Raw genomic sequence first — 25778 nt, forward strand, 5'->3', positions numbered from 1 at the left:
GATGTCAAAAGGCCCGCGTCGCTTGAGCACGAGCGCGGGCCTTCGTTCATTGCGAGGCCGCGCGCCGCTCAAGCAACTGGTCGAACAACGCGAGCTTCGCGTGATCGTCCATCGTTCTAAAGAATTTAATTTCCTCGCGGCTTCTAAAGCATCCCGCGCACAGGCCGCTCGATGCATCGAGCTTGCACACGCCGGTGCACGGCGAGCCGATTGGTTCCTGCGCGCTGGCGCGTCCGATCATCTCGGCGAGATCGCGTGGCCCGATTTCGGTCGGTGTCGTCATAGCGCTTCGCCGCGAAAGAGCGCAGCCATTGCCGCAGGATTCGAGGGCCAGTAAGCGTGCATGTAAGTGGCCGTTATCGCGCCATGACGATAAAGCGCTTCGCCCTGCGCACCGGTCGTTGCGTGCGTGGCTGTCGTGAAAGGCTGCATCGATGTCTTGAGCGTCGAATAGTGAAAGGTGTGGCCGGTGAGCGGACCGTGGGCGGTGTCGACTCGTTGCATCGCCAGCCGCGAAAGACGGCGTTGCATGGTGGCGTCGCCGGGAAGGGCGCTTAGCATTGAATGACGATTGCCTTCGACATCCGTCAGTGCGTCGAGCAGGTAGAGCATACCGCCGCATTCCGCGACTACCGCGCAATTGCGCGCGATATGTTCTCTTATCGAAGCGCGCGTGCACGCATTGGAAGCAAGCGTCGCGGCGTGAAGCTCGGGGTAGCCGCCGGGCAAGTAGAGCGCATCGACATGAGCGGGTACGGGCTCATCCGCTAGCGGGGAAAAATAGCTGACGCTTGCGCCCGATGCCTTTAGCAAATCGACATTCGCGGGATAAATAAATGAAAACGCGGCGTCCCGCGCGATCGCAATGTGCAATCCGTCGAGAAGACGCGGCAGTGCACTTAGCGTGATGTCGTCGTCGAAGCGAACGTGCGGCGGCAAATCGGCAAGCGTGGTCGCGGCAATGGCATCGGCGGCGCGGTCGAGACGCGCATCCAGGTCCGCCACTTCCCGCGCTTGAGTAAGGCCGAGGTGACGTTCGGGTAGCGCGATATCGTCCGCGTTCGAAAAATGACCGCAATAGCGCAGCCCTTCGGGGATGGCTTCGGCCAGCATCTGTGCATGGCGCGCAGACGCCACGCGATTTGCAAGCACGCCATGAAACGGCACATCGGGCCGATAACGCGCAAGTCCGAACGCAAGCGCGCCGAAGGTTTGCGCCATGCCATGCGCGCCGATTACCGCAAGCACTGGCACATTGAACGCAGCGGCGAGATCGGCGCTGCTCGGCGTGCCATCGAAGAGGCCCATTACGCCTTCGATCAAAATAAGGTCGGCTTCCTTGGCGGCCGCGGAAAGCATCGCGCGGCACGCTTCCAGTCCGACCATCCAAAGATGCAGCGAATAAACGGGCGACCCGCATGCCCGCTCGAGAATCATCGGATCGAGAAAATCCGGCCCGGTCTTGAAGACGCGCACGCGCCTGCCTTGCCGCGTGTGATGACGTGCAAGCGCGGCCGTCACCGTGGTCTTGCCTTGATGCGACGCGCTCGCGCCGATGAAGAGTGCGGGACAGTCTGCCATTGCGTCAGAACTCGACGCCGCGTTGCGCCTTGACGCCCTGCTCGCGATAAGGGTGCTTTACGAGGCGCATTTCGGTGACGAGATCGGCTATTTCTATGAGCTCATCGGCCGCGTGTCGTCCCGTCACGACGACATGCAGCATGGCCGGCCGTGCTTTGAGCACGCCGAGTACTTCCTCAAGCGGCAAATATTCGTACTTGAGCACGGCATTGAGCTCGTCGAGTACGACCATCTGATACTCGCCGCTTTGGATCATGCGTCGTGCTTCGTCCCATCCCTTGCGCGCCGTGGCGATATCCGCCTCGCGATTTTGCGTGTTCCACGTATAGCCATCGCCCATCGTCACGAAATCGCAATGCGCGATTGCGCCAAGGAAATCGCGTTCCGACGTATGCAGCGCGCCTTTGATGAATTGCACCACGCCGAGTTTCATGCCGTGCCCGAGCACGCGCATGGCCATGCCGAATGCAGCGGTGGTCTTGCCTTTGCCGTTGCCGGTATTGACGATCAACAGGCCCTTTTCATGGTCGGCGGCGGCCTGCTTTTTCTCATGGCCTTCCTTGCGCCGCTGGGTCATGCGCAAATGCGATTCGGTATCGGTTTTCATGCTTGTTTCTTCGATGGTGTCTCTGCAATAGCGACCGTCACGCCGCCCGCGATAGTCTTATGCACGACGAGCCGGCCGCCGCTGGCAATGAGCGCGCAAGGCTCGCATACGCCGTCGACATTCAAATGCCGCCTTGCCTGCGATAAGAATTCCCCAGGCGCGCGCTCGATTTGATCGGCGCTAAAGAAATCCACGCGCAATTGATGACGCTCGCAAAATGCGAGCAATCCTGCTTCGTCTTTCTTAGCGTCGATGCTTGCCACGCTGGCGATATCGGCAAATGCGAGCGTGCCAAGCGCACCACGCACAGCGCGTTCTATTGCTTCGGCGCTTACGCCGCGGCGGCAGCCGATGCCGATGACGAGCGCGGCGCTCATGCTAAACGAAGCCAATTCATGGAGGTCGACTTGAAAAGCCTTAAGGCGGAGGAAAGATACCATACCGGACGCTTAGGCAGGCACCATGCTTTCTTGACGCCTAACCCCGCTAGCCCTAGACTTTCAATAGTTCAGGTGCTCGCGCGCCAAGTCTTTAGCGCGCAGTTGAACGGGAAACAGGAAGCGCGCGTTCAGGCGAACGCAAGCCAACCTGTGCTGCCCCCGCAACGGTAAGCGAAAGCCACGCATGACATGCGCGGCAAGCCGGTTTCAAAGCCACTGTGCTAGGCGTTCAAAGCGTCCGGCGCGGGAAGGCGAAGCGGCTATTTTCGTCAGCCCGGATACCGGCCAGAATTACCGAAGGGATTTCCTTAGCCGCGGGGTTGCGGCGTATCCCCAGATCCACCGAGTCGTGCGCTTTTCCATGTCCATGCCGCTGCAAAGGTCGAATAGACCGCATCGCGCACACCATCACGCATAGGGCGCACGCATCAATCAAGCACGGAGCAACGATGCAAACGCGCAAGATCCCCGTCACGGTCGTGACCGGCTTCCTCGGCAGCGGCAAAACCACGCTGATGCGGCACATTCTTTCGAACGCGCAGGGCAAGCGCATCGCGGTCATCGTCAACGAATTCGGCGAGCTCGGTATCGATGGAGAAATTCTCAAGGGCTGCGGCATCGGTTGCGACGACGAAGCAGGCTCCGCCGAACGCAATCTCTATGAACTCGCGAACGGTTGCTTGTGTTGCACCGTGCAGGAAGAGTTTTATCCGGTGATGGAGCAACTGCTTGAACGGCGCGACAGGATCGATCACGTGTTGATCGAAACGTCCGGGCTTGCCTTGCCCAAGCCGCTCGTGCAGGCCTTCAACTGGCCGTCCATCAAGAACGCCTTCACCGTGGACGCGGTCGTTACCGTGGTCGACGGTCCGGCTGCGGCAAGCGGTCAGTTCGCGGCAAATCCCATCGCCGTCGATGCGCAGCGCAAGGCCGATCCGAATCTCGATCACGAATCGCCGTTGCATGAGTTGTTTGAAGACCAACTGTCGTCGGCGGATCTCGTCATCGTCAACAAGACCGATCTCATGGATGCCGCCGCGTTGAGCAAGGTCGATGCGCTCGTGCGCCCCGAGATTCCGCCCGAAGTGAAGATCGTTCCCGCGCAGATGGGCAAACTCGACGTGCATGCGCTGCTCGGCTTGCAATCCGCATCGGAAGAGACCATTCATCTGCGGCACGACCATCATGGCTCGCCCGACGAAGACGGTCATGCGGATCATCATCACGACGAGTTCGATTCCGTGGTGGTCGCAGCGGATGTCGAGTCGCGCGAACAGCTGCTTGCGGCACTGCACGTGCTGGTGGAAAGGCACACGATTTACCGTGTGAAGGGCTTCGCGGCGTTGCCGGGTGCCGCCATGCGGCTCGTCGTGCAAGGCGTGGGGCGACGCTTCGACAGTTACTTCGACAGGCGCTGGAACGAGGGCGAGGCATCGAGTCGCTTCGTGCTTATCGGCGAGGACCTCGACCGCGAAACGCTGCAACGTGCTTTCGTTTCCGCGTTGCAGACCTTACCCGTGCAGGCCTGAGCGATGCATCTGCTGCGCACGACTCCGGGAGGCTTCGTCGACGACGCAGCAGGCGTGATGCGGATCGAGCAGACGCGCGCGCCCATTGTCGTGCTCAGTTCGGCCGATACCACGCTCGCGCTGCTCGCAAGCGTCTTTCCGCGTCTCGGCCCCGGCTTTCCGGAAGTGCGGCTCGCAAATCAATCGTTCCTGCGCCAGAACGCTTCGGTCGACTTTTATGTCGACGACATTCTGCGTCATGCAAAGGTCGTCATCGTCGATCATCTCGGCGGCGAATCGTATTGGCCCTACGGTATCGAGCGTCTCGTCGCTTTGGCAAAGCGCGAAAAGCAAATGCTCGCCATGTTTTCGGGCGATCTTGCGGAAGACCCGAATCTCATCGGCAAGAGTACGGCCGATGCCGCGTTCTGCCGCGACCTGTCGCGCTATTTACGTGAAGGCGGCGCGCGCAATGCCGAAGAGTTTCTACGCGCCATTGCGCATCGCGCGTTCGGTTGGGGACGCGAAGCGCACGCGCCGAGCGCGTTGCCCGCGGTCGCGATCTATCACCCCGAGCGCGAAAGCGCTTCTAGCGACGATTGGCGCGAACGCTGGACCGAAGGCGCGCCGGTGGTTGCCATTCTTTTCTATCGCGCGCACCTTCAATCAGGCAACACCGCTGTGTTCGATGCATTCATCGAAGCGCTCGAACGCGAGGGCATGAATCCGCTGCCCATTGCGATTGCATCGCTCAAGGAAAGTCTGAGCCGCGAAGTAGTGGAGCGTTTGTGCGCGCAGCATGGTGCATCGCTCGTGCTCAATACCACGGCGTTCGCTGCGGGCGTGATCGGAGAAAGCGAAGCATTCGAAGTGGCCGGCGATGCGCCCGTGATGCAAGTGATCTTGAGCGGGGGCAATCGCGATGACTGGCAGAAGGACAATCAAGGCCTGAATTCGCGCGATGTCGCCATGCACGTGGCGCTCCCCGAGGTGGATGGCCGTATCATCACGCGAGCGGTGAGCTTCAAGGGGCTTGCTTATCGATGCCCGCATACGCAGGTCGACGTGGTGCGTTATCAAGCCGATACCGAGCGCATGCGCTTCGTCGCCGAACTCAGCGCGCGCTGGTGCAAGCTCAGACATACGCCGAACGAGCGCAAGCGCATCGCGCTCGTCTTGGCGAATTATCCGGCGAGCGAAGGGCGCATTGGCAACGGCGTGGGACTGGACACGCCGGCATCGGCCATCAACATTTTGCAGTTGCTCGAACGTCAAGGCTATCGCTTAGACCAGATTCCCGAACATGGCGATGCGCTCATCAAAGCGCTTACACGAGGCGTGACGAACGACCCTGTCGTGCGCGATCTTCGCCCGGCCCTGCAAAGTCTTGCGCTCGAAGATTATCTCGATGCCTATCGCGCGTTGCCGCTGGATGCACGGCAAGCACTGGAAAAAACATGGGGCGCGCCTGAAGACGATCCGACGATACGGCGCGGCCGCTTCATGATTGCAGGCTTGCGTTGCGGTGAAGTGTTCATCGGCATTCAGCCTTCGCGCTCGCGCGAGCGCAACGATTATGCGAGCTATCACGATGCCGAGCTCGTGCCGCCGCATGCGTATCTCGCGTTTTATTTTTGGTTGCGCTTGCGTTTCCAGGCCGATGCGCTCGTGCATGTCGGCAAGCATGGCAACCTCGAATGGCTGCCGGGCAAGAGCGTTGCGTTGTCAGCATCGTGCTGGCCCGATCTCATTCTCGGTCCCATGCCGCATCTCTATCCGTTCATCGTGAACGATCCGGGCGAGGGCAGTCAGGCCAAGCGTCGCGCGCAGGCGGTCATCATCGACCATCTGATGCCGCCGCTCACGCGTGCCGAAAACTATGGGCCGCTGCAGGATCTCGAACGACAAGTGGACGAATACTACGAAGCGCTCATGGTCGATACGCGCCGCGCGAAGCTGCTGCGCAAGTCCATCCTCGCGAACATCGTCGAGAACAGATTGCATGAGGAACTCGGGCTCGACGCACCGGGCGACTTGCAGGGTGAAGACACACTGCTTACGCGTGCCGATGCCTATCTGTGCGAACTCAAGGAAGCGCAGATACGCGATGGCTTGCATGTGTTCGGCGTATCGCCCGAAGGCGTGCAAAGGCGCGATACGCTGCTCGCATTGGGCCGTTTTCCGACCGGCGACGGACGCGGCGCGAATGCAAGTCTCATCACGGCCATGGCGCGCGATCTCGCGCTCGGTGAAGCGTTCGATCCGCTCGATGCCGACTGGGCGGCGCCATGGAATGGACCTCGCCCCGACGCGCTTCAAAACGCGGTCGACGCGCCTTGGCGGCATCATGGCGATACACGCGAACGCCTCGAATCGTTAGCGTTGCAACTATTTCAAGGCGATGCCGAATCGCCGGGGCCGCAAACGACGCTGGTGCTCGAACGCTTGCAAGGCGATGTGCTCGCGCGTCTTGACGCGTGTGGTCCGCAAGAGCTCGAGCAACTGAAGCGCGGGCTCGAGGGCCGCTTCGTGCCGCCTGGTCCGAGCGGTTCTCCATCGCGCGGCAGACCGGACGTGTTGCCTACCGGACGCAATTTTTATTCGGTCGACACACGCGCGTTGCCGACGCAAGCCGCGTGGTCCATCGGCCTCAAGTCGGCCAATCTGCTGGTGGAAAGACACGTGCAGGACCACGGCGATTTCCCGCGCGCCATCGGCCTTTCCGTGTGGGGCACGGCGACCATGCGCACTGGCGGCGACGATATGGCCCAGGCGTTCGCACTGATCGGCGTACGGCCGAAGTGGGCGGCGGGAAGCAATCGCGTGACGGACTTCGAGATACTGCCAATCTCCATCTTCAACCGGCCGCGTATCGACGTTACCTTGCGCGTATCGGGGTTCTTTCGCGACGCCTTCGCCAATCTCATGCATCTTTTCGATGCGGCGGTGCAAGCCGTCGCCGAGCTCGAAGACGAGTCCGAGGATATCAATCCGATTCGCGCGCGCGTCATGCGTGAGCGCGATGAACTGATCGGTCGCGGTATGAATGCGAAAGAAGCGCGGCAACGTGCAGGCTGGCGCGTGTTCAGCACGAAGCCGGGCGCATATGGCGCGGGCTTGCAGGAGCTGATCGATGCGAAGCAATGGCAGAGCGACGCCGATCTCTCGGCCGCGTATCAAAGCACGGGAGGCTATGCGTATTCGCAGGCGCAAGACGGCGTGGATGCGCGAGCGAGCTTCGGCACGCGGCTTTCCGCGCTCGATGTCGTGCTTCAGAATCAAGATAACCGCGAGCACGATCTGCTGGACTCGAACGACTACCATCAGTTTCAGGGCGGCATGGTCGCGGCCGTGCGTTATCTTTCGGGCCTGCAACCGCAGGCGTATAACGCGGATCATAGCAATCCCGCCGCGCCGCGCGTGCGGACCTTGAACGAAGAGATTGCACGCGTGGTGCGCTCGCGCGTGGTCAATCCAAAATGGATCGACGGCGTCAAGCGTCACGGCTACAAAGGCGCATCCGAACTCGCTGCAACGGTGGATTATCTCTATGGATACGACGCCACGGCGCGTGTCGTATCGGATCATCAATACGCGCTCGTTACCGACGCTTACGTGAACGACGCAGACACGCGCGAGTTCATCACGCAGCACAATCCTCACGCGCTCCAATCGATATGCGAGCGTCTGCTCGAAGCCATGGAGCGCGGTTTATGGCAAGAGCCGGGCGGCTATCGCGCTGACGTGACGCGCCATTTGCTCGATGTCGAACAGCAACTCGAAGGCCGACAGACTTGAACCCGAACGACGCTGATTTTCCGGTGTTTCCCTTTACCGCGCTCGTCGGGCAGGAGGCCTTGCAGCAGGCGCTCGTGCTCGCGGCTATCGATCCGGCGCTTGGCGGCGTGCTCGTCAGCGGCCCACGCGGAACGGCGAAGTCCACTGCCGCACGCGCCCTTGCCGAGCTATTGCCCGAAGGCCGGCTCGTCACGCTGCCGCTCGGCGCAAGCGAAGAGCAGTTGATCGGCACGCTCGATATTCAAAGCGCCTTGCGCGACGGCGGCGTGACCTTTTCGCCGGGCTTGCTTGCAAAAGCGCATCTCGGCGTGCTCTATGTCGATGAAGTGAATCTGCTGCCCAACCCGCTCGTCGATCAGTTGCTGGATGTCGCGGCAAGCGGCGTGAACGTCATCGAGCGCGATGGTATTTCGCATCGGCATGAAGCGCGTTTCGTATTGATCGGCACGATGAATCCCGAAGAAGGCGAATTGCGTCCGCAATTGCTCGATCGCTTCGGGCTCGCGGTCGAATTGAACAATTGCTTCGATGCGAGCGTGCGGCAACGGATCGTCAAGGCACGCCTCGCGTTCGATATGGATGCTGAAGCATTCTGCGCACGCCATGCCGATGCACAGTCCGCGCTAGCAGAACGCATTCATGCAGCACGTGCCGTGCTATTCGCGCTCGATCCGGACGACGCGGTGCATGCGCGCGTGAGCGCGCTTTGCATCGCCGCTCACGTGGATGGCTTGCGCGCCGATCTCGTGATGCTGCGTGCGGCGAGAGCGCTCGCGGCATTCGAAGGCGCGAGCAACGTGCAGACGCTTCATGTCGATCGCGTGGCCGACGCCGTGCTGAAGCATCGACGACGCGAGGCCGATGCATCGCAAGGCGAAGCGCCGCAGCAGCCCGCCCCGCGCGATACCGGCAGCACGAATGAAAGCGATTGGGGCTACATGCCGCCCGAGCCAGCAGGCACGGCGAAGGTCAAGCAAGTCAGACCGCTTGCCGCAAAAAAAGCCTGAGCCATCGGAGACACGAAGCGGATGCTCAAGAGCATCGTCTTCGATGGCGTGAAGCGCGGGCACGCGGTCGCATGACCGGTCGCGAAGGCGATGAAAGCACCACGCTCGACTGGATATCGACGCTACGCGCGAAACTTGCCGAGCGTCTCGATGCACGGCATCTTCGCTATCGACGTGTGCAGGGCGAAGCGGCGTCGTTGCATTGCTTTCTTCTCGATTGCTCGGGATCGATGCTCACGGGTGAACGGCTCGCGCGTGCCAAGGGCTTGTTGATTGCGTTGTTCGATCGGGCTTATCGCGAGCGTTCGGAAATTGCGCTCGTATGTTTCGGTGGCGGGCGTGCGGAAGTGCGTCGTCAGCCGGGCGCCGCGCATTGGTGGAACGAGCGCTGGGTGAGTCCTATCGGTGGCGGTGGTGGCACGCCGCTGGCGTTGGGTCTTTCGAGTGCGCAGACCGTGCTTGCACGAGCCGCGCGTCGAAGACCCGCGCAGCGTCGCTGGCTATGGGTGCTGACCGATGGCCGCACGAACGAGACGCCCGCGCCGCCGCAGTGCGCGGACCGCGTCGTGCTAGTGGACTTCGATGAAGGGCAATTCGGAGTCGGGCAAGCGAGCAGGTTGGCGCTACGCTGGGCGGCGGAGTACTTTCATGCGAGCGAACTGAGCGCGGACTTGCGATAGCCTGCCCGTGTCATTCATACCATCGCGGCGTATAAACCCATGCGCCATCGCCGATCATGCGCGTGGTCGATGATCCGACGATCACCATCGTTCGCATGTCCACCATCGTGCTGTCCAACTCGCCAAGCGTCATGATGCGAAGCGTCTCGCCCGCGCGTCCCACATCGCGCCCGAGCACGACCGGCGTTTTGGCATCGCGATGCTGCTTCACGATTTCGATCGCGCGATCGAATTGCCAGGGCCGTGCCTTCGATAGCGGGTTGTAGAACGCCATGACGAAATCGGCCTGACCCGCATGCGCTATGCGTTTCTCGATGACGCCCCACGGCTTCAGATTATCCGATAGCGACAAAACGCAGAAGTCATGGCCGAGCGGTGCGCCCGCACGCGCCGCCGTGGCAAGCGACGCCGATACGCCCGGCACGATCTCGAGTTTCACGGCATGCCATGACGCGTTCGCTTCCTTGTCGAGTGCTTCGAGCACGGCTGCCGCCATGGCGAACACGCCCGGATCGCCCGACGATACGACCACGACCCTGCGTCCCGCGCTTGCCAGTTCGAACGCATGTCGCGCGCGCTGCAACTCTTCGCGATTGTCCGTCATATGCGCGCGTTGATCGGCGCGAAACGGGCCTGCCATGCGCACGTAGGTTTCGTAACCGAGCACGTCTTCTGCGACATGGAGCGCGGCTTTTGCGGCGGGCGTCATCATCTCGGAGCTGCCGGGACCGAGACCGATCACGGTCAACGTGCCGCGTGCACGGCCTATCGCCTGCGCATCGACGGGCGCGTTGGCGACGTGCAATGCAACGTCGCCGTTGTGCGAAACATCGAAAGGCGGGGCGTTGCTGAAACGCAGTGGCACGTCGAGCGCGTGCGCGGCATCGGCAAGACGTTGCGATGTCATTGCGTGCGTGGGCGCGACCAGCACAGCGAGTGCGAGCGGCGCGAGGCTTCGTGCTTGAAGTGTCTTGCGTACGCATTCGGCTACATCGCCGATCGTCGCGTCATCTTCGATCCATGCAATCACACAACGTGGATGAATCACGAGACTGTGTTCATCGTGGGCGCTTTCGGGCGTGATGCGGATGGCGCGCAACGCATCGTCGGCGCGAGGAAGGGCTGCCTGATCGAGCCACGGTGCGTGGCCTTCCACGCGCGTCGTTGCTCCGCCAAGCAAGTCGGACACGAAGCGCTTGCCGCGTTCGATATCCGCCAGTACGTAGCCTTCGGGCGGCGCGAGCAGACATTGACCGAAGCGTAATTCGCCGCTCGTCGTGATGGCCGGTACGATACCGAGCATCTGGCCGATATCACGCGCAAGCATGTTCACGCCGCTCATGCCGCCGAGCAGCGGCACGACCGCGCTGCCGTCCTGCGCGACAGCGAGCACCGGCGGCTCCGCGCCCTTATCCGCAAGCGACGCTGCCAGCGCGCGAATTACGATGCCTGCTGAACACAGCGCGACGATTGGCGAGCCTGCCGCATAGAGTGCCCGCACGTGCGCGCCGAAGTCGTCGAAGGAGACGTCCACGTTCACGCGACTAGCGAGTCCATGAACGAGCGATCCCGGACGACACGCCTGAATCTTGCGCGCGATAGTCAGCGCACCGTTGCCGAGCACGACGATGGCAAGCGGCTTCGCTAAGTCTATGCGCTCCATTTCGTCCCCGGCACGACCAGCAGCGAGAAGTAGGGCGATGCCATTGGATCGACTTCGTTCAGCGGCACGATGCGTTGATTCGCCATCGTCGCGCGTTCCACATACAACGCGCGTTTGTCGAGCCCGAGTTCCGCCAGCACACGACGCACTTTGTCGAAGTTGCGGCCGAGCTTCATGATGACGGCGGCATCGCTCGTCGCCAGCTTTCGTTTTAGTTCGGCTTCCGAAAGAACGCCCGAAAGCACCGCAAGGCTCTGATTACGATAAACCAGTGGCACGCCAAGCACTGCGACGCCGCCCAGCATCGAACAGACGCCGGGCACGACTTCTGCCTCGAAGCGCGCGGCAAGGCGATCATGCAGATACATGTACGAGCCGTAGAAGAACGGATCGCCTTCGCAGATCACCGCCACGTCGCGGCCGGCTTCGAGATGATCCGCAATGGCGAGCGCGCATTCATCGTAGAACGCGCTGATGATCGTCTCGTAGCAAAGCGGCGGTTCGAGCGCTTCGGTCGTCACGGGATAGACGAGCGGCAAGCGCGTCTGCGTGTCTTCGAGATGAGATTCGATGATGCCGAACGCGTTGCCCTTCTTCCCCTTCGCGACGAAATACGCGACCACGGGCGCCGCCTTGAGCAGCTTCAACGCCTTCACCGTGATGAGATCGGGATCGCCCGGACCGACGCCCAGGCCATGGAGTCTTCCGCTCATCACTCGGCCTCCGATGCGAGCGCATTCACGGCGGCCGCCGCCATCGCGCTGCCGCCGCGTCGTCCGAGCAACGCGACGAAAGGAATGCCACGGCTGTCGGCGGCAAGCATGGCTTTCGATTCCGCCGCGCCGATAAAGCCCACTGGAAAGCCGAGGATGAGCGCGGGCTTCGGTGCGCCGTCGTCGATCATGTCGAGTAGATGAAAGAGCGCGGTGGGCGCATTGCCGATTGCGACGATCGCACCCGCAAGATCGGGCCGCCAGAGTTCGAGTGCGGCAGCGGAGCGCGTGTTGTGCATCGCACGGGCGCGTTCCGGCACGGAGGCATCGCCGAGCGTGCAGATCACGCGATTATTCGCGGGAAGGCGCGCGCGCGTGATGCCTTCGGCGACCATGCGCGCATCGCAGAGAATGGGCGCGCCGCTCACGAGCGCTTCACGGCCCGCGATACCGGCATCGCACGAGAAGCGCAGGTCATCGACGATATCGATCATGCCGCACGCATGAATCAGCCGCACGGCGAGCTTTTCGAGGTTGGCGGGAATGGCGGCGAGGTCGGCTTCGGCGCGAATCGTCGCGAACGATTGCCGGTAAATCTCCGCACCGTCGCGGATATAGTCAGACATCGGCATGACTCCGGGCGAGCCATGCGGCCGCCTCTTCGATGAGGAGGTTATGGGCGATCACGTGTGTGCCTCGAAGCACGTCGTAGCGGCCGGGCGCAACGGCAACGAGCGTGTTTTTGACGGGATGCGCCGCCGCACAAAAGCGCTCGCAGCCGCTCAGATGCGCGTGCGCATGCGCATGCGCGGGCAGCAAGGCGGCTAAACGATGCGCGTCCGCTTTCGTATCGGCACGGCTTTTCGCGCAGCCCGAAGAACCCGCGCATGCGATCAGACGCGCGAACGGATCGCGTGGATCGGTGGCGAGGCCAAGCGCGCGAAGGGCGTCGACGACATGCGTCATGCGATTCGCGTGCACGTCCGGCAGCAACACGCTTTGCCAGGGCGTCATCACGACGCGTTCTTCGGCGAGATCGGCGATTGCGTGAAGCGTATTAGCATCGAGGCGGCCGAGCGGCGCTTGCGCGCCGACATAGTCCGCATGCGCGCCGAGTCGTAACGTTGCATCGGAAGGCGCGCGACGCCATGACTGAAGTGCGGCGTCGTGCTGTGTTTCGAAGTCGAGGGCATGGAGAAAGCCCGCTATTCCAACGCGTGCGAGCACATCGCGCATGCGGTGTTCTTCCACCGATGCCAGCGCCAGAAACGCCTGCAACACGGCCAGGATGAAGCGCTTCGCGTCGTCACGGGCGATCGCGCCCGAGGCAGGCGCATGTTCCTCACGATGCGGCATCGATCCTGCAAAACCGAATGCGAAGCGCGCGCCATTGTCCAGCGCCGAAAGCCAAAGATCGTGCGGATGATCGAGCATCGCAAGCGTTTCGCCATCGTCGATCTGCAACGCGAACTTCGGCGACAACGCGTGCAACGCGGCATCGGCCTGCATGCTTTCGACGATATCCGCTGCAAGCGCACGCGTTCCCGTGCTCGCAAGCGGGCTCAGCATGACGTTTCGGATATCGTCGGCGCCGGCCGTGGTCGGACCGAGGCCCGCCGCGAGCACGATGTCGATGAGTTCCGCGTGGGCGTCGTCGCGAATGCCGCGCAGTTGCAGATTGGCGCGATTGGTCACTTCGATCGTGCCGGAACCGCAGCGCTCGGCGGCGTGCGCCACGGCATGCGCGGCTTCGCGACGCAACTCGCCACCGGCAAGACGCACGCGCGCAAGGGCGCCATCGCGTGCGGGCACGATACGCATGAGGCCGGGACAGGCCGAAGACCGAGGCGGCAAGAACGATTCCAAAAGCTCGACCGTATGCTCAAGCGCTTGAGTTGCGAACCGGTACACCCCGCCCGGCAGGCTTCGCGCAATTGCGTTGAATAGCGTTGAATAGCAGTGAATGCTTACGTCGGCAGGTCTCTTGGCTGGCAGGTCGACATTCGCGCTAGCCTTCCCGGTAAAAACCAGTGGCAGTGGAGCGCGGACTCGCTGCGTACAATTGCGGGGGCAGCCACAGTTTTGCTGTGTTCCCTGTTAGGCCATGAGGCTCGATACCGATCGAACCCTTCAGGCACCGACGAACGCGCTATTATGCCCGCTTTTATCGACCATCAGACCGCTTCCCGCCTTGCGCGGGTGCTTCAAACGCGGGATTCGCCCGTAGGAGGCCGCACATGTCGAACTGGCTGACCGTCGTGGGTATCGGCGAGGACGGCTGGCATGGGCTTGGCCGCGAGGCGCGGCGCGCGCTCTTCGAAGCACGGTCGATCCACGGCGGCGAACGTCACCTCGCGTTTCTGCCGGCGCGTATCGCGGCGCGCCGCGTGCCATGGCCAAGCCCGTTTTCCGTCGATGCCGTGCTCGCCGAGCGCGGCGTCCAAACATGCGTGCTTGCGAGCGGCGACCCCATGTTCTTCGGCGTCGGCGCCACGCTTGCGCGCGAATTATCCACGGAAGAAATGCGCGTCATGCCCGCGCCTTCGTCGCTGTCGCTGGCGGCGGCGCGCTTGGGCTGGCCGTTGCAGGACGCGCAATGCGTGTCGCTCGTCGGGCGGCCGGTGGCGTCCCTGCTTGCGCATGTGTTTCGCGGCGGACGTCTGCTCGTCCTGAGCGCCGATGGCGCGACGCCCGCCGCCGTCACGCAGCTTCTCACGCTGCATGGTTTCGGCGCGAGCCGCGTGACGGTGTTCGAGCATCTGGGCGGCACGAACGAACGCCGGTTCGACGAACGTGCGGACGACTGGCGCGAGCCGCGCGTGGCGGCGCTCAATCTCATGGCGATCGAATGCCGCACGCATGCGGGCCACGCGGGGCCATCGCTCACGCCGGGTCTTGCCGACGACGCGTATCGGCACGACGGCCAACTCACCAAGCGCGATGTACGCGCCGTGACGCTCGCACGTCTCGCGCCGCAACCGGGCGAATTGCTGTGGGATGTCGGCGCGGGTTGCGGGTCCATCGGTATCGAGTGGATGCGCGCGCATCCCGCTTGCCGCGCGATTGCAATCGAAGCGAACGAGGGGCGGCAGCGTCTCATCGAACATAACCGCGATGCGCTCGGCGTGCCTGCGCTGCAACTCGTCAAGGGCGAGGCGCCCGGCGCGCTCGACGGTTTGAGCGCGCCGGATGCCGTGTTCATCGGCGGCGGCGTGACCGTGCCGGGTCTCCTCGATGCGTGCTGGGCGCGCGTGCGGCAGGGCGGTCGGCTGATCGTCAACGCCGTGACCTTGCAGAGCGAAGCGGCGCTCGTTGCATGGCGCGCGGAGCATGGCGGCGAGCTGACGCGGATCGGCATCGCACAGGCCGAGCCGCTCGGCAGTTTCGATACGTGGCGGCAAGCGCTGCCGATCACGCTTCTGCACGCGAAGAAGCCATGAGCTCGCCGGCGGATGACCATCCCGATGCGTGACGAAACGCCCGAACAGTCCGCGCCGCTCAGAAGCGGCTACACGACGGGAAGCTGCGCGACCGTGACGAGTCTCGCGGCCGCGCGCCTTTTGTTGCTCGGCGAGCCGAGCGAGCGCGCGGAGATCGTGCTGCCGAAGGGCCAGTCCGTGACCATGCCGCTCGCGTTCTGCCGTCTTGCCGGCGATGCAGCGGAAGCGGGCGTCATCAAGGATGCCGGCGACGATCCCGATGTCACGCATGGCGCGCTCGTCATAGCTCGCGTGCGGCTTGCGGCGCGGCATGGCGTACGCTTTCATGCGGGGCCGGGCGTTGGCACCGTGACGCGCGCGGGCCTTGCGTTGCCGATCGGCGAGCCGGCCATCAACCCCGTTCCTCGCAAAATGATGAGCGAGCATCTCGAAGCACTCGCCACGCGAGCGGGTTATGCGGGCGGTTTCGACGTGAGCATCGGCGTGGAGAATGGCGAGGCGCTTGCGCTCAAGACGATGAATCCGCGGCTCGGCATTATCGGCGGACTGTCGATACTCGGGACCACCGGCATCGTCCGGCCGTTTTCGTGTGCGGCTTATATCGCGTCGATCCATCAGGGGATCGATGTCGCGCGCGCCAATGGCGTGCAACATATCGCGGCGTGCACCGGCAATCAGAGCGAGGACGCCATGCGCGCGCGTTACGGCTTGCCGGATATGGCGCTCATCGAAATGGGCGATTTCGCGGGTGCGGTTTTGAAGCACTTGCGCCGCGCGCCGGTCGAAAGACTCAGTGTTTGCGGCGGCTTCGGCAAACTCAGCAAGCTCGCGGCGGGACATATGGATCTGCACAGCCGCACGTCGAGTATCGACTTGCCGCTTCTCGCCACCTGGGCCGCCGATGCTGGCGCGAGCATCGCGTTGCAGCACGCGATTCGCGCGGCCAACACGAGTCAGGAGGCGCTTAAGCTGGCGCGCGGCGAAGGCATCGCGCTCGGCGATATCGTCTGCGCGCGGGCCCGCGAAGTGGCGCTCGACGTCGTGCCGCAAGGCATCGTCGTGGAGACTTTCGCCATCGACAGGCAAGGGCAAATCGTCGGGAGCGCGCAATGAAGCGCGTGCTATTGCTCGGCGGCACCGGCGACGCGCTCGTCATTGCGCGCAGGCTCGGCACGTCGCATGTCTACAGTCTCGCGGGGCTTGGGCGTGTGCCGACGGATCTCGCATTTGAGGTTCGCGTCGGCGGTTTTGGCGGCGTGGCGGGTCTGGCAACGTATCTGCGTGAAGAAGGCATCGCGCTCGTGCTCGATGCCACGCATCCCTACGCCGCGCAGATGAGCCGTCATGCACGCGAAGCATGTACGCTCGTTGGCGTGCCCTTGTGGGCCGTGCGTCGTCCGGCATGGCAGCCGCGAGCAGGCGACATCTGGCGCGAGGCGCGCGATTGGCCAGGCGTCGTCGATGCAATCGCGGCCTATGAAAAGCCGTTATTCACGCTCGGACGCGAGCCGCTTGCGCATCTTGACGAGATACCCGCGTCGCAATTCTGGACTGTCCGTTGTCTCGACCCGCACGAAGGCAACGCGCGTGCGCGGATCGTCGATGCGCGCGGGCCGTTCAGTATCGAAGGCGAGCGCGCGTTGTTCGATGCGGCGCGTATCGATGTCGTCGTCAGCAAAAACAGCGGCGGCCGCGCGACCGAAGCGAAGCTCGCGGTGGCGCGCGAACGCGGCTTGCCCGTCGTGATGCTTGCGCGGCCCGCGCTTCCCGAAGCCGATCGCGCGTTCGACGATCCGGCAAGCGCGCTCGATGCACTCACAACCGAACTTCCTCTTCCATGACCGTCTATTTCATCGGCGCCGGACCGGGCGACCCGGAACTCATCACCGTGAAGGGCCAGCGGCTCATCCGCTCGTGTCCGGTGATTCTTTATGCGGGCTCGCTCGTGCCCGACGAAGTGTTGAGCGGGCATCGGGCGACGCGTGTCGTGAACACGGCGGAACTCGATCTCGATGCGATCGTCGCGTTGCTCGAAAACGCGCACGCGCGGGGAGAAGACGTGGCGCGCGTGCATTCCGGCGACCCTTCGCTCTACGGCGCAACAGGCGAGCAGATGCGCCGTCTCGATACGCTCGCGATTCCTTATGAGATCGTGCCGGGCGTGACGGCGACGGCGGCATCGGCGGCGGCGCTCAAACGCGAACTCACCTTGCCGGGCATCTCGCAGACCGTGATTCTCACGCGCTATGCCGCGAAAACGTCGATGCCCGAAGGCGAATCGCTCGCGGATCTGGCGCGTCATCGTGCGACGCTCGCCATTCATCTTGGCGTGCGGCATATCGAGCGTATCGTCGACGATCTGCTGCCGCATTACGGCGCGGATTGTCCTGTCGCCGTGGTGTTTCGCGCGAGTTGGCCGGATGAAACGCGCGTGGAAGGCACGCTTGCGGATATCGCGGTGAAGGTGCGGGCAGTGCGTTTGCAACGCACGGCGCTGATTCTCGTGGGCCGTGTGCTCGACGCCCAGGGTTTCGCCGATTCCACGCTCTACGGCAAGGAATGAAGGTCGATGCGCGATCTCGACGCCGTCTTCGCCTCGCTCGCGAAATCCGCGTTTCGCAGGCGTTTTGCGTTGGGTGTGCGGGAAGGGCGCTATCTGCGCGAACGCGGGGTGGAAGCGGTCGTCGCGCAGGCGCACGAGCTGATCGCGAAGCGCCTTGCGCCGCAAGCGCCGCTCAACGATGGCAAGCAGACGCCGTTTCGCGGGCATCCGGTGTTCATCGCGCAGCACGCGACGGCGACGTGCTGCCGCGGTTGTCTGGCGAAATGGCACGACATCGCGGCGGGCAAGGTACTCGATGAAACCGAACGTCGGCATGTCGTCGACGCGATCGATCGCTGGCTGCGCGCGCAGCCGTTGCCGGAGATCGCGGTTGTTGAAAAGCGGCAGGGCGAGTTGCCGTTTTGAGGTGCGGCTTATAACACCCCCGCCGTGCAAGCGCGACGCCACCGGACCTGCTGAGCCTCAAGTCTTCATCGCCAATGCCGATAAGCACGGCATGGACAATTTCGACTTCGGCCCGGCGAAGGGGCCGCTCATCGCATCGATCGTGGCGCCCGCGAAAGCTTTGCTGAGCGCGCACAACGTCATCCGCAAGGCGCGCGGCGAACCGCCATTCACCGACGACGTGAAGGCATTCGCCGCATGGGTCGACCGAGGCGAACCCGAGGAGCCCGCGATGGCGCCGGTTCTATGCCGCCTGATCCGCGACGGCTACACGAGCTGATGCATCAGTTCTCGACGCGTCAATTCCGAGCTGGATCGGACTTCCGCTTCGCCCGCCGCGCCAGCATGTTGAGCGCTTCGACGAGCGCGGAGAACGCCATCGCCGCATAGATATAGCCTTTCGGCACGTGCGAGCCGAATCCTTCCGCGATCAGCGTCATCCCGATCACGAGCAAGAAGCCGAGCGCCAGCATCACGATAGTCGGATTGCGTTCGATGAACCGCGACAGCGGCCCCGCCGCGAACAGCATGACCGCGACCGCCGCGATCACGGCAACGAACATGATCGGAATGTGTTCCGTCATGCCGACCGCCGTCACGATACTGTCGATGGAAAACACCAGATCAAGCAGCAGAATCTGGCCGATCGCCGACAACGGTGTGAGGCGCGCGCCCGCATTCGCGCCAGCGTGATCGTCGGCGTCGTGCGTGACGTGATGGCGGATTTCCGTGGTCGCCTTCCACACGAGAAAAACGCCGCCCGCGATCAGGATCAGGTCGCGCCACGAGAAGCCGTGCCCGAACGCCTCGAAGATCGGCGCGGTAAGGCGCACGATCAGTGCGACCGTGCCGAGCAAACCGAGCCGCATCACGAGCGCGAGCCCGATGCCGATGCGTTGCGTGCGCTCCCGATGCGCCTCGGGCAGCTTGTTGGTCAGGATCGAGATGAAGATCAGGTTGTCGATGCCAAGCACCACTTCCATGACGACGAGCGTCGCGAGAGCGGCCCAGGCGGCGGGATCGGTCAGCAGTGTGGCGAGGTAGTCCATGCGCGTCGGAAGCCTTTGAGCTGTGCGAAAGCCGCATCGAGTGGATTGGGCGCGTGATATTAACGCAGACTTGGATTAATGAAAGGAACTTGAAAACTTTTCGAGACACCAAGCGGAGGAGACACAGAGATGCGTTGCGAAGTGTCAGCGTTTGCGCTCAAAACACAACAAGCGCCGGATTTGAAACGGTTTTTTCCTTATGCGAAGATGCTCACCGCAGACGATTAAGGGTAAACTCTCGGTCTCGTTTGCCGCCGTTTGCGGCGCCTGCCAACCTCCTGCGCGCCGCAGGAAAACTCCTTGAGCAGCATGTCAGGAAAATCTCAACGCCTCGTCGAGCTGGACTTCTTTCGCGGACTCGTGCTGCTCGTCATCGTCGTCGATCACATCGGCGGCAGCATGTTGTCGCGCTTCACGCTGCACGCCTTTGCGCTCAACGACGCCGCCGAAGTCTTCGTGTTCCTCGGCGGCTTCGCCACGGCGACGGCCTATACCGCGATGGCCAGCCGGCGCTCGGAAAGCGCCGCCTGCGTGCGTTTTCTCAAGCGCTCGGTCGAAATCTACCGCGCGTTTCTCGTCACTGCCGCGCTGATGCTCGTCGCGACCTTCCTGCTGCGGCCGTTTTTCGGCAGCGCGCCGAATCTGGCGCTGCATGACCTCGACAGTCTCACAGCCGCGCCGGTGTCGTCACTGACGCAGATTCTCACCTTCGAGCGCCAGCCGTATCTTGCCGCCGTCCTGCCGATGTACGCGCTCTTCGCGCTGTCCGTGCCGCTTACGCTGCCGCTCGCGCGCAGCAAGCCGTGGTTGCTGCTCGGTCTGAGCCTCGGCCTGTGGGCGTTTGCGCCGCAACTCGGTGAATACTTGCCATCCGCCAACGATACGCTTTGGGACTTCAATCCCGCCGCCTGGCAACTGATGTTCGTGCTCGGCGTGCTGGCGCGCTGCACGCCGGTTTATCAGCGCGTGACTTCGCATCGCATGGGATGGGTCGTCAGTCTGGGGGCGCTCGCGCTGATCATCGGCATGGCGTATTACAAGCTGCTCGTACTGCCGCCGGTCTTGGATAGCGCGTTCAAGCGTGACCTCGCCGGCGCGCGCGTCGTCAACTTTCTCGCCATTGCGTGGATCGCCACCAATTTTGCGCGCTACGGTCTGATCAAGGAAATCGCATCGCGCCTGCCGTGGGTCGGGGCAGTGGGGCGCGACGGCATGGTGTGCTTTGTCGTCGGCACCGTGATATCGCTCGTCGTCGATTCCATTCTCTTCACGTTGACCGATGGCCTCATCAACGTGCCCGCCGGTCTGGCCGCGGATGCGATTGCCGTAACCACGCTGCTTGCCGTGCCTCAAGTGCATCAAGCGGTCTTGCGATGGCTGGGCGGGCGGCCAAGGACGATTCCGGCCGTGGTTCCTGCGGCCGAGAAGGGCGGGGCGCAGTAAGAAAGGGCGGCTAATAGGCCGCCTTTTTAACGCGCGTACGAGCAACTAACGGTCGAATTCAGCGGCAGCTTGAAAGAGATTGGGCACAACCCTTGCAGACAAGGCGAAACCTTAACGATAAACCATCGACGTCATGTTAAAACTTGCCATTCTTTTCGCGGTCATCTCGGTCATCGCCGGCTTCTTCGGTTTCGGACGCGTGTCGTCCGGTGCGGCCGGCATCGCGAAGATTTGCTTCTTCATCTTCCTGATTCTGTTCGTCATCTTCCTGATCGTCGCCATTTCGGCGGGCTCGCTCGTCTTGTAACGACTGCGCGCTTCCTCGCATCGACCCGGTCGCCGGGTCGGTGTTACTCTGCGTCAAGAGACATTCACGCGACGGCACGGGCGCCCGACGACCCCGCCGCGCTGAATTCGAAAGGAGGAGGCGATGCAGCATGCCATCGGCGCGGCGCTTCGGCCCGCGCATCACGACGTAATTCATCAATCGCATGAGCGCTCGGCCACTTTTGGTCTCTCCGCGACCATGCGTCCCGAATACGAAGTCTTGTCCGGCGCGCAACTCGCCTTGAAGCGCGACGAGAGCCGCGCGCTCTTCGCTCACGCGTTGCCGGTGATGGAAACGCTCTACGCGCAGATCGCCAACACGCACAGCATGATCGCACTCACGGATTCGAGCGGGCTGATTCTGCATTCCCTAGGCGACGACGACTTCCTCGCCCGCGCGCAAAAGGTCGCGCTGCAGGCGGGCGCGGTGTGGAGCGAGGCGCATCAGGGCACGAATGCCATCGGCACGACCATCGCCGAACGGCAGGCCGTCACCGTCCACGGCGATCAGCACTATCTGCGCGCCAACCATTTTCTGACGTGTTCGTCGGTGCCGATTCTCGATCCGCGCGGCGGCCTGAGCGGCGTACTCGATGTCACCGGCGACCGCCGCGGCTATCACCAGCACACGATGGCGCTCGTCAAAATGTCCGGCCAGATGATCGAGAACCGCCTGATCGCAAGCGCGTTCGGCGACGGTCTGCGAATTCATTTCCATAGCCGCCCGGAATTCATCGGCACGTTGATGGAAGGCATCGCCGTATTCGATCTCGATGGCCGGCTTCTAAGCGCCAATCGCAGCGCGCAGTTTCAACTCGGAATGGAGCTTGGGCATCTGCGCGTGCAGACGCTGGCATCGCTATTCGGTGCGACTCCCGACGAACTGATCGAGCGGGCCGGCAAGCCGCCGCGCCGCCTTCAGCTGCATAGCGGCGTCGGCGTGTTCGCGGGCGTCGAATATCGCGAGCGCACGGTCGCGCCGGTCGCGGTGCCAGTCAGAACGAATGCGCCCGTTGAAAGCAAGACGCCGTCGCGTCTCGCCGATCTCTGTACGGGCGATGCGCGCGTGTACGAACTCATCCAGCAAGTCAGGAAAGTGGTCGGCAAGGAGATTCCTATCCTGATCGGCGGCGAAACCGGCGCGGGCAAGGAGATGCTGGCGCGCGCCATTCATCGCGATTCGCCACGGCGCGATGGACCGTTCGTCGCGGTGAACTGTGCGTCGTTGCCGGAGACGCTGATCGAATCCGAGCTATTCGGCTATGCGCAGGGCGCGTTCACCGGCGCGGCCAAGCGCGGTGCGTCGGGCAAGATCGTGCAGGCGAACGGCGGCACGCTCTTTCTCGATGAAATCGGCGACATGCCGCTCGCGCTTCAAAGCCGGCTCTTGCGCGTGCTGCAAGAGCGCGTGGTCGAGCCGCTCGGCGCGGCGCGCGCCGTGCCGGTCGACTTCACGCTGGTCTGCGCGAGCAACCGCAAGTTGCGCGAGCAGGTTGCGAAGGGCGAGTTTCGCGAGGACCTGTTTTATCGCGTGAACGGCCTGGCTGTGACCTTGCCGCCGCTGCGCGAGCGCACCGATTTGCGAGCGGCCGTCGAGCGCATCTTGCGCCACGAGTGTCTTGCGGATCGCGTGTTGAGCGTCGACGAAGACGTGCTGGCGCTGTTTGCGCGGCATCGCTGGCCAGGTAATTTCCGGCAGTTGAGCAACGTGCTGCGCACGGCATCGGCGATGCTCGATGATGACGAAACGCGCATTGGCGTGACGCATTTACCGCGCGATTTCATCGATGATTTCGAGGCTCCCGTTCGCGACGAACCGAGCGCTGCTCCCGCTGGCGATGCGCGGCTCGCGGATATCGCCGCAAGCGTGGTTGCGGCGGCGCTGGAGTCGCATGGCGGCAATGTGTCGGCGACGGCGCGGGCGCTGGGTGTGTCGCGGACGACGGTTTATCGGAAGTTGCGGCGATAGCGCTTCTTTTCACTGATACGACATGGTGAAGAGTGCCTGCCGCTGACTCGGCCCATTTGCAGAGTCGCCGCGGTGCGCATGTACTGTGCGATAAGCGGAACGGTCATCGCGCCGCCACGCGAATTGCGAACGCTCGCGAGGCAATGCAAGTGCGCGCGAAACGACGGTGGCGATCGTGCCGTTACGCGTGATTATCCAGCGAACTTGCATCGCCCGCGGCAGACGGCAGCGCGCCGCTATGATCCTTGAGGCCCACGCCGGTCAGCTTCAGGCGGCGCGCTTCGTTCAGCAGCCAGTGCAGCTTGAACGCGGCCGCATCGTAGTTCAATCCCTCGGGCCGCACGTTCGAGATGCAGTTGCGCTCGGCGTCGTGACGGCCTGGCCTCGGCGCAAAAGTCACGTAGAGCCCGAGGCTGTCGGGCGAACTGAGGCCCGGCCGCTCGCCAATCATTACCACGACGATGCGCGCTCCCAGCAACTCGCCGATCGGGTCGCCGAGCGCGACACGCGCCTGTGTCGCGATGACGACCGGCGCGACTTTCCAGCCATCGAGCTTCGGACGCATGCGGGCGAGAAACGCGGCGGCGTGTCGCTGCGCGGCGAAAGCCGAGAGGCCATCGGCGGCGACGAAAACAATATCGGGCGCCGCTTCTGTTCGTGCGGCATGTTCGGCAAGGCGGGCGCGGCTGGCATCGTCGAGTGCGCGGCCCAGGTCGGGACGCCGCAAATAATGATCGCGATCCGGCGCGGCGCTCGCCGCTTCGAGCGTGTCGAAGCCGGCTGCATGGAGTTCCGCGGCGAGCGCGGCGGTATCGAGCGGCTGATGCACGGCGTCGCGCGCCTGCGCATGCGCCAGGCCAAAGGCGAGCAGCGGCGCGGTTGGCAAACTGTCGCCGGTGCGTCCCAGAGCAATGCGCGCGTTGGTGAAGCGCTTGAGCGCATCCCAGGGATTGGTTTCGATGCCGTTGGTGGAGCTCGAACCACTGGCAGATGCACTCGCGCGAACGCTGTCGCCCTCGTGCTTCGGCGCGCCAGTGTGCAAGCCCGCCATGTCGCGTCTTTGCACCGACGCGTCCGCGCGCTCATCGACGCGGTCCTCGCGCGCCGATGCATCCACGCTCCGCTTATCGATCTCATCCATCACGCATCGATCCAGTCGAGCAACGGCTGTCCCTGCGCGCTGCCGGATGCCGACAGCAAGCCGCCACGTCCATCCGTCACGCGCATTTTCTGCAGCCACGCTTCGAATTCCGGCGCGCGCTTCAGGTTCAGCACGCGGCGAATATAAAGCGCGTCATGGAACGACGTGCTCTGATAGTTCAGCATGACATCGTCCGCGCCCGGCACGCCCATGATGAAATTCACGTTGGCCACGCCCAGCAGAGTCAGAAGCGTGTCCATGTCGTCCTGATCGGCTTCGGCGTGGTTCGTGTAGCAGATGTCGCAACCCATCGGCACGCCGAGCAGCTTCCCGCAAAAGTGATCTTCGAGGCCGGCGCGGATGATCTGCCGGCCATCGTATAAATATTCCGGACCGATGAAACCGACCACCGTGTTCGTCAGAAGCGGCTTGAAACGGCGCGCGACCGCATAGGCGCGCGCCTCGCAGGTCTGCTGATCGACGCCATGATGCGCATTGGCCGACAACGCGCTGCCCTGGCCCGTCTCGAAGTACATCACGTTGTCGCCGACCGTACCGCGACCGAGCGACAGCGCGGCATCGTGCGCTTCCTCCAACAGCTTGAGCGATACACCGAAACTCGCGTTGGCGCGCTCGGTGCCCGCGACCGACTGGAACACGAGATCCACGGGCGCGCCTTGCTCGATTGCCGCGAGCGTGTTGGTGACGTGAGTCAGCACGCACGATTGCATCGGCACGTCGTAGCGCTGGCGGAAATCGTCCATCATCGTGAGCAGCGCCGTGATGGCGGCAGGCGAATCCGACGCCGGATTGATGCCGATCACCGCGTCGCCGCAGCCGTAGAAAAGGCCGTCGAGCATGGACGCGGCAATGCCTTTCGGATCGTCGGTCGGATGGTTCGGCTGCAGCCGCACCGAAAGATGCCCCGGCAAGCCGATGGTCGTGCGAAACCGCGTGATCACCGGACGCTTGCGCGCGGCGAGGATCAGATCCTGATTGCGCATGAGCTTGGAAACGGCTGCGACCATTTCCGGCGTGAGGCCCGCGGTGACGCCTTCGAGCGCGGCGGTGTCCGTGGTGTCGGCGAGCAGCCATTCGCGGAACTCGCCGACGGTGAGATGCGCGATGGGCGCGAAGGCATGCGCGTCATGGGTATTGACGATCAGGCGCGTGACTTCATCGTGCTCGTAGGGAATGAGCGGTTCGTCGAGAAACGCGCGCAGCGGCACCTGTGCAAGCGCGAGTTTTGCGGCGATGCGCTCTTCTTCCGTCGCCGCCGCGAGGCCCGCGAGTTCGTCGCCCGAACGACGCGGACTCGCGCGCGCGAGCAGCGTTTTCAGATCGTCGAAACGGTAGCGCCGGGCGCCGATCGTCTCCTGATATGTCATCGCGTCTCCTTCGTTCA

The 25778-nt window shown here is 63.3% G+C and carries 24 protein-coding genes and 2 riboswitches; of the genes, 13 read left to right on the plus strand and 11 right to left on the minus strand.

Annotated elements, in window-relative coordinates:
• Positions 1-46 precede the first annotated feature (46 nt).
• Genes QCE79_RS26600 through QCE79_RS26615 form a run of 4 tightly spaced genes read right to left on the minus strand, consistent with a single transcriptional unit; the run spans position 47 to position 2565 of the window.
• Complete coding sequence (locus tag QCE79_RS26600) at positions 47-283, minus strand: DUF1289 domain-containing protein (RefSeq protein ID WP_309848949.1); 237 nt, start codon at positions 281-283, stop codon at positions 47-49.
• Entirely contained in the window at positions 280-1581 is a 1302-nt protein-coding gene (locus QCE79_RS26605; protein ID WP_309848952.1) for a cobyrinate a,c-diamide synthase, read from the minus strand. Before QCE79_RS26605 ends, QCE79_RS26600 begins: the two co-directional genes overlap by 4 nt.
• A 4-nt stretch (positions 1582-1585) precedes the next feature.
• On the minus strand, positions 1586-2188 hold the full coding sequence (gene cobO / locus QCE79_RS26610) for a cob(I)yrinic acid a,c-diamide adenosyltransferase (RefSeq protein ID WP_244829493.1): 603 nt from the start codon (positions 2186-2188) through the stop codon (positions 1586-1588).
• Entirely contained in the window at positions 2185-2565 is a 381-nt protein-coding gene (locus QCE79_RS26615; RefSeq protein ID WP_250493487.1) for a cobalamin biosynthesis protein, read from the minus strand. Before QCE79_RS26615 ends, cobO begins: the two co-directional genes overlap by 4 nt.
• Before the next feature lie 116 nt (positions 2566-2681).
• Positions 2682-2933: riboswitch (cobalamin riboswitch) on the plus strand.
• Between the two features lie 144 nt (positions 2934-3077).
• On the opposite strand from QCE79_RS26615, the gene cobW reads away from it, so the two are divergent.
• From cobW to QCE79_RS26635, 4 genes are all read left to right on the plus strand, one after another.
• Positions 3078-4157 (plus strand): cobalamin biosynthesis protein CobW, encoded by a 1080-nt coding sequence (gene cobW / locus QCE79_RS26620; RefSeq protein ID WP_309848958.1) that lies wholly within the window; start codon positions 3078-3080, stop codon positions 4155-4157.
• Between the two features lie 3 nt (positions 4158-4160).
• Positions 4161-7934: a cobaltochelatase subunit CobN gene (cobN, locus tag QCE79_RS26625; protein ID WP_309848964.1), complete on the plus strand. Its 3774-nt coding sequence runs from the start codon at positions 4161-4163 to the stop codon at positions 7932-7934.
• A complete protein-coding gene (locus QCE79_RS26630; RefSeq protein WP_309848967.1) occupies positions 7931-8941 on the plus strand; it encodes an ATP-binding protein in 1011 nt (336 codons plus the stop codon). The genes cobN and QCE79_RS26630 overlap by 4 nt, the downstream gene beginning before the upstream one ends.
• A gap of 71 nt (positions 8942-9012) precedes the next feature.
• Positions 9013-9621: a VWA domain-containing protein gene (locus QCE79_RS26635; protein WP_309848970.1), complete on the plus strand. Its 609-nt coding sequence runs from the start codon at positions 9013-9015 to the stop codon at positions 9619-9621.
• Between the two features lie 10 nt (positions 9622-9631).
• Here the strand turns inward: QCE79_RS26635 and cobJ are convergent, their stop codons facing one another.
• Genes cobJ through cobG form a run of 4 tightly spaced genes read right to left on the minus strand, consistent with a single transcriptional unit; the run spans position 9632 to position 13851 of the window.
• On the minus strand, positions 9632-11284 hold the full coding sequence (cobJ, locus tag QCE79_RS26640) for a precorrin-3B C(17)-methyltransferase (RefSeq protein ID WP_309848972.1): 1653 nt from the start codon (positions 11282-11284) through the stop codon (positions 9632-9634).
• On the minus strand, positions 11272-11997 hold the full coding sequence (locus tag QCE79_RS26645; RefSeq protein ID WP_244829500.1) for a precorrin-2 C(20)-methyltransferase: 726 nt from the start codon (positions 11995-11997) through the stop codon (positions 11272-11274). The genes cobJ and QCE79_RS26645 overlap by 13 nt, the downstream gene beginning before the upstream one ends.
• Positions 11997-12623 carry a precorrin-8X methylmutase gene (locus tag QCE79_RS26650; protein WP_309848974.1) on the minus strand — a complete coding sequence of 209 codons (627 nt, stop codon included), beginning with the start codon at positions 12621-12623 and terminating at the stop codon, positions 11997-11999. The genes QCE79_RS26645 and QCE79_RS26650 overlap by 1 nt, the downstream gene beginning before the upstream one ends.
• Positions 12616-13851: a precorrin-3B synthase gene (gene cobG / locus QCE79_RS26655; protein WP_309848976.1), complete on the minus strand. Its 1236-nt coding sequence runs from the start codon at positions 13849-13851 to the stop codon at positions 12616-12618. Before cobG ends, QCE79_RS26650 begins: the two co-directional genes overlap by 8 nt.
• A gap of 102 nt (positions 13852-13953) precedes the next feature.
• Positions 13954-14154, minus strand: a riboswitch (cobalamin riboswitch).
• Between the two features lie 80 nt (positions 14155-14234).
• Here cobG and cbiE point away from each other — a divergent pair.
• From cbiE to QCE79_RS26685, 6 genes are all read left to right on the plus strand, one after another.
• Positions 14235-15437 (plus strand): precorrin-6y C5,15-methyltransferase (decarboxylating) subunit CbiE, encoded by a 1203-nt coding sequence (gene cbiE / locus QCE79_RS26660; protein ID WP_309848979.1) that lies wholly within the window; start codon positions 14235-14237, stop codon positions 15435-15437.
• Between the two features lie 24 nt (positions 15438-15461).
• Complete coding sequence (locus QCE79_RS26665) at positions 15462-16550, plus strand: cobalt-precorrin-5B (C(1))-methyltransferase (RefSeq protein WP_309850604.1); 1089 nt, start codon at positions 15462-15464, stop codon at positions 16548-16550.
• Positions 16547-17278, plus strand: a complete 732-nt coding sequence (locus QCE79_RS26670; RefSeq protein ID WP_309848981.1) for a cobalt-precorrin-6A reductase — start codon at positions 16547-16549, stop codon at positions 17276-17278. Before QCE79_RS26665 ends, QCE79_RS26670 begins: the two co-directional genes overlap by 4 nt.
• A complete protein-coding gene (gene cobM / locus QCE79_RS26675) occupies positions 17275-18000 on the plus strand; it encodes a precorrin-4 C(11)-methyltransferase (RefSeq protein ID WP_250467207.1) in 726 nt (241 codons plus the stop codon). The genes QCE79_RS26670 and cobM overlap by 4 nt, the downstream gene beginning before the upstream one ends.
• A gap of 6 nt (positions 18001-18006) precedes the next feature.
• The gene (locus tag QCE79_RS26680) at positions 18007-18405 is read left to right on the plus strand and encodes a DUF4186 domain-containing protein (RefSeq protein WP_309848985.1); all 399 of its coding nucleotides are present in this window, start codon (positions 18007-18009) and stop codon (positions 18403-18405) included.
• 91 nt (positions 18406-18496) lie between these two features.
• Positions 18497-18724, plus strand: a complete 228-nt coding sequence (locus tag QCE79_RS26685; RefSeq protein ID WP_244829508.1) for a hypothetical protein — start codon at positions 18497-18499, stop codon at positions 18722-18724.
• Positions 18725-18743: 19 nt separating this feature from the next.
• Here the strand turns inward: QCE79_RS26685 and QCE79_RS26690 are convergent, their stop codons facing one another.
• Positions 18744-19493: a TerC family protein gene (locus QCE79_RS26690; protein WP_244829510.1), complete on the minus strand. Its 750-nt coding sequence runs from the start codon at positions 19491-19493 to the stop codon at positions 18744-18746.
• Positions 19494-19802: 309 nt separating this feature from the next.
• Between QCE79_RS26690 and QCE79_RS26695 the strand changes: the two genes are divergently transcribed.
• From QCE79_RS26695 to QCE79_RS26705, 3 genes are all read left to right on the plus strand, one after another.
• A complete protein-coding gene (locus QCE79_RS26695) occupies positions 19803-20936 on the plus strand; it encodes an OpgC domain-containing protein (RefSeq protein ID WP_309850607.1) in 1134 nt (377 codons plus the stop codon).
• Positions 20937-21069: 133 nt separating this feature from the next.
• On the plus strand, positions 21070-21243 hold the full coding sequence (locus tag QCE79_RS26700; RefSeq protein WP_087628737.1) for a DUF1328 domain-containing protein: 174 nt from the start codon (positions 21070-21072) through the stop codon (positions 21241-21243).
• A 123-nt stretch (positions 21244-21366) separates the two neighbouring features.
• The gene (locus tag QCE79_RS26705) at positions 21367-23232 is read left to right on the plus strand and encodes a sigma-54-dependent Fis family transcriptional regulator (protein ID WP_309848988.1); all 1866 of its coding nucleotides are present in this window, start codon (positions 21367-21369) and stop codon (positions 23230-23232) included.
• A 181-nt stretch (positions 23233-23413) separates the two neighbouring features.
• Here QCE79_RS26705 and eutC read toward each other — a convergent pair whose 3' ends face one another.
• Positions 23414-24373, minus strand: a complete 960-nt coding sequence (eutC, locus tag QCE79_RS26710) for an ethanolamine ammonia-lyase subunit EutC (RefSeq protein ID WP_309848991.1) — start codon at positions 24371-24373, stop codon at positions 23414-23416.
• Positions 24373-25761, minus strand: a complete 1389-nt coding sequence (locus tag QCE79_RS26715) for an ethanolamine ammonia-lyase subunit EutB (protein WP_309848994.1) — start codon at positions 25759-25761, stop codon at positions 24373-24375. Before QCE79_RS26715 ends, eutC begins: the two co-directional genes overlap by 1 nt.
• Between the last annotated feature and the right edge of the window lie 17 nt (positions 25762-25778).

The sequence above is a fragment of the Caballeronia sp. LZ003 genome (genome assembly GCF_031451465.1).
Lineage (GTDB): Bacteria > Pseudomonadota > Gammaproteobacteria > Burkholderiales > Burkholderiaceae > Caballeronia.

Bases quoted from the DNA above. Each gene is read 5' to 3' on its own strand.
- cobJ (WP_309848972.1), bottom strand. From the start codon at position 11,284: ATGGAGCGCATAGACTTAGCGAAGCCGCTTGCCATCGTCGTGCTCGGC.
- QCE79_RS26650 (WP_309848974.1), bottom strand. From the start codon at position 12,623: ATGTCTGACTATATCCGCGACGGTGCGGAGATTTACCGGCAATCGTTC.
- QCE79_RS26715 (WP_309848994.1), bottom strand. From the start codon at position 25,761: ATGACATATCAGGAGACGATCGGCGCCCGGCGCTACCGTTTCGACGAT.
- cbiE (WP_309848979.1), top strand. From the start codon at position 14,235: ATGTCGAACTGGCTGACCGTCGTGGGTATCGGCGAGGACGGCTGGCAT.
- QCE79_RS26680 (WP_309848985.1), top strand. From the start codon at position 18,007: ATGCGCGATCTCGACGCCGTCTTCGCCTCGCTCGCGAAATCCGCGTTT.
- QCE79_RS26670 (WP_309848981.1), top strand. From the start codon at position 16,547: ATGAAGCGCGTGCTATTGCTCGGCGGCACCGGCGACGCGCTCGTCATT.
- QCE79_RS26665 (WP_309850604.1), top strand. From the start codon at position 15,462: ATGCGTGACGAAACGCCCGAACAGTCCGCGCCGCTCAGAAGCGGCTAC.
- QCE79_RS26690 (WP_244829510.1), bottom strand. From the start codon at position 19,493: ATGGACTACCTCGCCACACTGCTGACCGATCCCGCCGCCTGGGCCGCT.
- eutC (WP_309848991.1), bottom strand. From the start codon at position 24,373: ATGGATGAGATCGATAAGCGGAGCGTGGATGCATCGGCGCGCGAGGAC.
- QCE79_RS26695 (WP_309850607.1), top strand. From the start codon at position 19,803: ATGTCAGGAAAATCTCAACGCCTCGTCGAGCTGGACTTCTTTCGCGGA.
- QCE79_RS26645 (WP_244829500.1), bottom strand. From the start codon at position 11,997: ATGAGCGGAAGACTCCATGGCCTGGGCGTCGGTCCGGGCGATCCCGAT.
- cobW (WP_309848958.1), top strand. From the start codon at position 3,078: ATGCAAACGCGCAAGATCCCCGTCACGGTCGTGACCGGCTTCCTCGGC.
- cobM (WP_250467207.1), top strand. From the start codon at position 17,275: ATGACCGTCTATTTCATCGGCGCCGGACCGGGCGACCCGGAACTCATC.
- cobN (WP_309848964.1), top strand. From the start codon at position 4,161: ATGCATCTGCTGCGCACGACTCCGGGAGGCTTCGTCGACGACGCAGCA.
- QCE79_RS26685 (WP_244829508.1), top strand. From the start codon at position 18,497: ATGGACAATTTCGACTTCGGCCCGGCGAAGGGGCCGCTCATCGCATCG.
- QCE79_RS26605 (WP_309848952.1), bottom strand. From the start codon at position 1,581: ATGGCAGACTGTCCCGCACTCTTCATCGGCGCGAGCGCGTCGCATCAA.
- QCE79_RS26635 (WP_309848970.1), top strand. From the start codon at position 9,013: ATGACCGGTCGCGAAGGCGATGAAAGCACCACGCTCGACTGGATATCG.
- QCE79_RS26600 (WP_309848949.1), bottom strand. From the start codon at position 283: ATGACGACACCGACCGAAATCGGGCCACGCGATCTCGCCGAGATGATC.
- cobO (WP_244829493.1), bottom strand. From the start codon at position 2,188: ATGAAAACCGATACCGAATCGCATTTGCGCATGACCCAGCGGCGCAAG.
- QCE79_RS26700 (WP_087628737.1), top strand. From the start codon at position 21,070: ATGTTAAAACTTGCCATTCTTTTCGCGGTCATCTCGGTCATCGCCGGC.
- QCE79_RS26705 (WP_309848988.1), top strand. From the start codon at position 21,367: ATGCAGCATGCCATCGGCGCGGCGCTTCGGCCCGCGCATCACGACGTA.
- QCE79_RS26615 (WP_250493487.1), bottom strand. From the start codon at position 2,565: ATGAGCGCCGCGCTCGTCATCGGCATCGGCTGCCGCCGCGGCGTAAGC.